The 5,317-nt window shown below is 66.1% G+C and carries 7 protein-coding genes; 3 read left to right on the top strand and 4 right to left on the bottom strand.

What is annotated here, in order from left to right:
* Positions 1–296: 296 nt before the first annotated feature.
* Entirely contained in the window at positions 297–1,154 is an 858-nt protein-coding gene (locus D7V97_RS39545; protein ID WP_120615746.1) for a hypothetical protein, read from the top strand.
* 13 nt (positions 1,155–1,167) lie between these two features.
* On the opposite strand, the gene D7V97_RS39540 is transcribed toward D7V97_RS39545, so the two are convergent.
* From D7V97_RS39540 to D7V97_RS39535, 3 genes are read right to left on the bottom strand one after another with little or no spacing between them, the layout of a single operon-like run.
* Positions 1,168–1,503, bottom strand: a complete 336-nt coding sequence (locus D7V97_RS39540; protein ID WP_120615745.1) for a hypothetical protein — start codon at positions 1,501–1,503, stop codon at positions 1,168–1,170.
* A gap of 10 nt (positions 1,504–1,513) precedes the next feature.
* The gene (locus tag D7V97_RS46300; RefSeq protein ID WP_233583526.1) at positions 1,514–1,927 is read right to left on the bottom strand and encodes a hypothetical protein; all 414 of its coding nucleotides are present in this window, start codon (positions 1,925–1,927) and stop codon (positions 1,514–1,516) included.
* 7 nt (positions 1,928–1,934) lie between these two features.
* Positions 1,935–2,735, bottom strand: coding sequence for a hypothetical protein (locus D7V97_RS39535; RefSeq protein WP_233583525.1), 801 nt, complete (start codon positions 2,733–2,735; stop codon positions 1,935–1,937).
* A gap of 437 nt (positions 2,736–3,172) precedes the next feature.
* On the opposite strand from D7V97_RS39535, the gene D7V97_RS39530 reads away from it, so the two are divergent.
* Both D7V97_RS39530 and D7V97_RS39525 read left to right on the top strand, forming a co-directional pair.
* Positions 3,173–4,081: a DUF2381 family protein gene (locus D7V97_RS39530; RefSeq protein WP_233583524.1), complete on the top strand. Its 909-nt coding sequence runs from the start codon at positions 3,173–3,175 to the stop codon at positions 4,079–4,081.
* A gap of 11 nt (positions 4,082–4,092) precedes the next feature.
* Entirely contained in the window at positions 4,093–4,590 is a 498-nt protein-coding gene (locus D7V97_RS39525; protein ID WP_120615743.1) for a hypothetical protein, read from the top strand.
* Between the two features lie 443 nt (positions 4,591–5,033).
* On the opposite strand, the gene D7V97_RS39515 is transcribed toward D7V97_RS39525, so the two are convergent.
* A partial coding sequence (locus tag D7V97_RS39515; RefSeq protein WP_147445171.1) for a sensor histidine kinase KdpD occupies positions 5,034–5,317 on the bottom strand: 284 nt, incomplete at its 5' end.

Below are 5,317 nucleotides of genomic sequence, written 5' to 3'. Positions count from 1 at the left end.
GGCGTGGGGCGCTCGGCGACAATGACGGGGGGGAGGTCCTCCACGGTCACGGGGCGGGAGAGCCACCAGGCGCAGAGGCCCAGGCACAGCCCGGTGAGCAGGAGCGCGCCGCCGATGAGCCACGACCCCGTGCCGCGAGACTCTCGCGAGGGCGTCACCCGCGTCACGCCATCGGAATCCGTGCGACGCTCAGGGCCAGACTGCGGGGAACGCATGTTCTCGGGGAGCCTCCGGGCTGCGTATGCTACGGAAGCCGCTCCCCTCGAAGCAATGCGCGCGCCGCCACGCCCCCACCCATGACCGTCGACGCGTCCGGCCCCTTCCCCGTCCACGCCTTCACGCCGAGGCTGCGTGCCGTGGGCGCGCTCTTGCACACCGTGCGGCTGGCCACGCTCGGCTTCTTCACGGGGCTGCTGTTCCAGGACGTGCTCGCGGGAACGCAGACGGTGCAGCCCGGACCGCTGGCGATGGGGCTGGCGGTCGGAGGACTGCTCCCGTACCTCGCGCTGTGCCTGTTGCGGCTGGGGACGCGGGCCACGGTGACGGTGAGGCCAGAAGGGCTCGTGCTGACCCTGCGAGGGGGAGCGCACTTCGAGATCCCCTTCGAAGCGCTGGAGTCCGTCCGCCCGTGGCGTCTGTCCATGCCGGGTCCCGGGCTCACGCTGCGCCTGCGCACGGGGCGCGTGTTCGACTACGGATGGGAGTTGCAGGATCCGCAGCCGCTGCTCACTGCGATGGGGACACGGGGCGAGTCGCGCGACCATCCGCTGGTGCGTTACGCGCAGGCGCGGAGCGCGAAGTGGCGCAGGCGTTGGTACGACCAGGCGCTGAAGTACGGCCTGGTGCCGGGAGTGCTGGCGGCCATCTTCTTCCGGGCGCACCAGTACATCTCCTTCGGGGGTCCCTTCGGCGAATGGCAGATGTATGGCCTTCAGGCGTACCTGCTGACGTTCGTGCGGACGTGGCTGCCGGTGTTCCTGGCGCTGCTGCTGTTCGGCTGTTTCTGGAGGGCGCTCGCGGAAGTGCTGTGTTTCGGAGCCGCATGTCTGGGGCCCAGGTGGGCACGCCACGTGAGGACCGGCGCCGAGTGGACCTGCCGTGCGCTGTATTACGTGGCGCTGCCGGTGTTCCTCGCGGTGCGACTGCTGGGGTGAGTGAGGGGACGCATCAGGAGCCCGAATCGCCACTCTCCAGTCGCTGAGCACGCTGGCGCAGTTCAGCCACCTGGTCATCCCAATCCGGGCCGAAGCAATCCAGATCCGCAGCAGCCTTCCGCAGAAGGGCTGCGTTGTCAGGGTCCTGAAGACACGCCAATCGGAACGCGAGATTCCGCATCCAAACAGGAAGCGCGGTGAAGTCACGCGCATACACCTCATCCAGGAACGCGATGATGTCCTTGGTCGCGCTGAAGGTCAGGGTCTCGATGAACCGGTACTCCGCCTCGCTTCGCGCAGGCCCCGATGCCTCCGGAATGCGCCAGAACAGCTCTGACAGACTCGCCATGGGCCACACCTCAAAGGGGGAAGTAGGTCGATACCACGATTTCGCCTGTATTGAGCTGGACGGCCTTGAAACCGACCGACTGCGTGCCCACCGTCACGGAGCCCTGGAATGGGCCGTTGAACCCCGGGGTACCAGGAACCGGGAGCACGCTGCCCGACGCTCTCAAGGACTCCATCTGCTGCATGATGGCTGTTTCAATTTCTTCGATGGTCAGCCCCGTGCCCTGGAAGCTTTTGGGGGTGCTTCCTGGAGCTTCGTGCGGCCGGTTGTAACCATGGCCGGTGTTGAAGCGATATCGATCTCCCGCAGGACTGGTCCTGGGGGTCCAGAAGTTCGTCGAACCCGAGCTGCCAGGAGCGCCAGCGCCACTGTTTCCTCCCTGCGCGATTGCAGCCACCGCACCGGGCGCAAGCCCCACGGTCATGACTCCCTCAGCGAGGGAGATCGAGCGAACGCCTCCCGCCAACGCCGCGGACAGCTGGAACCCAGCATTGGTCTCGGTCGCCAGTGCGGCCTGGGCAAAGCCCGGCAACATGGGGCCCTTGGAAGCAAGGTTCGCCGCGCCGCCCCCCCAATGCCGCCGTCAGCGCCAGGATGAGGATGCGTGCCCCGCTTTGTCCCATCACCTGACCGAAGTGTTTTCCCGCCTGCTCCAGCTCCTGGAGCGATCCAGCCCTTTCCGAATCCAATGACAGCCGCTGCCATCCCTTGACCAGGCTCACGAAGGAATCCAGGCCGATATAGGCAATGACGTAGGTCGTCAGGGCGATGGCCACCAGCTTTGTAACGGGCTCAGGTGCGACGACAAGCAGCATATAGGCCGCCATCGCGGAGGTGATCATCGCCTTGAGGGCCAGGGGATTGACCACCTCTCGCACAGCATCCTGAACGCCGTCCCACACGCCATCCCAGGCGAACGAAAGCGCCATCTTCCGGCGCGCTCCGGCGTCGAGGAAGGTAAAGCCATCCTCCAGGAGGGTGAGACATTCGCCAGGAGCCGCCTGTCGGGAGCACCACGCCCCATAGTCTCGGCCCTGGTTGCGAGGCTCGTCACCCCAGGCGGCAAGCCGTAACCGTGGGGAGGCCTCTTCCTTCGCGAGCAGGGAGAATCGCATGTCCAGCACGAGCTGGGTCATCACTGTCTGGAACGCGTCCCCGTCGATTTCAATAGGCCCCACGTTCGTGGGCGGCGTGTAGACAAGGGGCTCGCCCTCGCCGGTGTCCAGTCGCACGCTTCTCGAAGTCGCGCAGCCTGCCCAGAGGCATCCCAGCAGTAGCACGCCTACCCAGTGCGGTTTCATGTCGTCCCCCAGGCCGCAGTACGAGGTCAGCCTGACACACGGATGCGCGCTGAGGACAACGGGCCATCCCTTGGATCCGTGCGTGTGACAACCGCACGACGAAGGATGATGTAGGGCCACGGTTCCATGCTCCGCCCACGATCTCAGACCGCGTCGAAGAGCCCTCCCACGATACCGACGCGCTCCAGCGCGTCCTTGATCTCCTCATCCACAAGGTGCTCTTGCATTGTGCAGGTCCCCTGCATCCCTGAATGGCTCTGACGATCCGGTCCGTAACAGCTTGTACGTGGCCCTGCCGGTGTTCCTCGCTGTGCGGTCGCTGGGCTGAAGGATTGGATGCTTCGCGGCCATCCTGGTAGGTTGTGTGCGTGATTCGAGCCCTCCTGCTTTGTGTCCTGGTCGCCTCCGTCGCTGACGCCAGCGAGCCCGAGAAGAACGTCGTGCGGGCGCTCATGCTTTCGGAGCGTCCGGACGACGACACCCACCGCGTCCACGTGAAGGGGCAGGTGGTCACGACGCTGCGGTTCGAGAAGGCCGTGGATCCCGGCAAGACGAAGCTGCTCGGTTGGGAGGGGCGGCTTGAACCGCTGGCGGTGGTCCGCAACAAGGTCATCCTGGAGCCCCTCCACGACCTCAACGACGAGGAAGGGATTCCCCTGGTCGTGACGCTGGTGGATGGAACCGAGGTGATGTTCCTCCTGCGTCCTCCGGGCTGGGAGCAGCAGGACCAGCCCGACCAACAGGTCGACGTGTTCAAGGACCGTGAGGGCTACGCTGCCATGCACGCGGCGCTGCGAAGGGCACTCCAGGAGAACGGCACCCTGGCCGAGGAGAACCAGCGCTACCGCGAGGAAGCGACCTCAGAGGACCACGCCCTGGCCGCGCTCCTTGCCGCGGGAGCTGTCGCGCAGACACCCTTCATGATTGCGAGTCGCATCAACGGCGAGGATGGCGACACCCGGCTCAAGGCGACCTTGTTCCGGGGCAAGGGCAAGGCGGCGGTCGTCGTCACGCTCAAGAACCTCTCCCAGAAGCAGGCCTGGAGCATGAAGTCCGCCCGGCTTCTGAGCGTCTCGAGCGGAAGGGAGAGCACCGTCGCGGTTCGCTCGACCCGCCCTTCGATTGCTCCGGGCGAATCCGGCGTGGTGGCGTTCGTGGCGGACCGGAGCGCCTTCCTTGAGAACGGCAAGTCGACCTCGGTCTTCCTGGAGTTCTACCGGCAGGACGGGCTGAGGCAGGCCGTCGTTCAACTCGATCCAGAGCTCGTTGCAGAGTAGGAGCGTGACGCATGGCCTCCACCAAGCTCTCGCTCCTGGGCTGCGCAGTGCTGCTCGTCACCACGTCTGGCTGCCCCGGCTCCGCCACGAGCGGCGTGGCCCTCCGCCCTGACGGCACACCGGGACCGGAGAAGTGTCCGGAAGAGGCTCGCAAGGCGATGAACTACTTGCGACTGTTCGTTGGCGCCTCCGCGTGGATCCAGCTCGACGCGAATCAATCCAGCGGTCCGCTCGCCTTGTACGAGGGCGCGATTGAGAGCGTGCTTGAAGACGATCTTGGCCCCCTCGCCGCACCGGCCCGGCTCTATGGCCGGGTCTGGACCAGCGGTCCGCAGGCCGTCATCCGGTACTACGCCGCCCAGCCCCTGGATGGAGGGGCTCAGGTCCCCATCTGTGCCGTGGCGAGGTTGGGCATCGGGCAGCTCCGGAAGCTGCCGGACTCCAAGCCTGGGATGGCCGTCCTTGGCGCATCCAGCGCAGGTGTCTACATCGTGGATGAGTTCAGGTAGTACCGTCAGACCGCGTCGAACCGGCCTCCCACGATACCGACGCGCTCCAGCGCATCCTTGATCTCCTCATCCACGATGATGGGGGGATGCCAGCCCCAGAGCCGGAAGACGCGCGCATCGCCGACCTTGGGTACCAGCGCCCTGGAACATCCACATCGATCTTCAAATCAAAAAAGCGCCGCGCCATGAATCATTCCCTGGGAAGCGTCGTGACAGGCATCCGCAGCTTCGAGCCATTCGTCATGAGGTCTCGGATGATGTCCGGGGCCGCGCTGAAAGTCAGTGTCTCGATGAACCGGAACTCCGCCTCGCTTTTCGCAAGGCCCGGCGCCTCTCGGATGCACCAGAACAACCCTGACAGACTGGCCATGAGCCGCACCTCACAAGGGGACGATGCGGGCTGCCCTCATTGAGACTCAAGCGCCACCCTCAAAGTGCGCCGGCTATCCGTTCTCCACCGGATCCCGACCGCGCGGCAGCCGCACGACGAAGGTCGTTCCGTCCTCGTGCGAGGAGCGCACCGTGACCTGGCCGCCGTGGGCGCGCGCGATCTGCTGGACGATGTAGAGCCCCAACCCCACGTTCCGCCCGCCGCGGCCCTGCTCCTCGCTGGCGCGCTGGAAGGGCTCGAACAGCCGCTCCAGCACCTCCGCCGGAATGGGCGCTCCCTGGTTGTGCACCGTGAGCACCACCGCCTCCGTCTGCCCCTCCAGCCGCACCCCCACCG

Origin of the sequence: Corallococcus sp. CA053C (assembly GCF_003611675.1) — a bacterium.
GTDB lineage: Bacteria > Myxococcota > Myxococcia > Myxococcales > Myxococcaceae > Corallococcus.
Note: the sequence above shows the minus strand (reverse complement) of the source record. Positions and strands in the feature narration are given on the sequence as shown.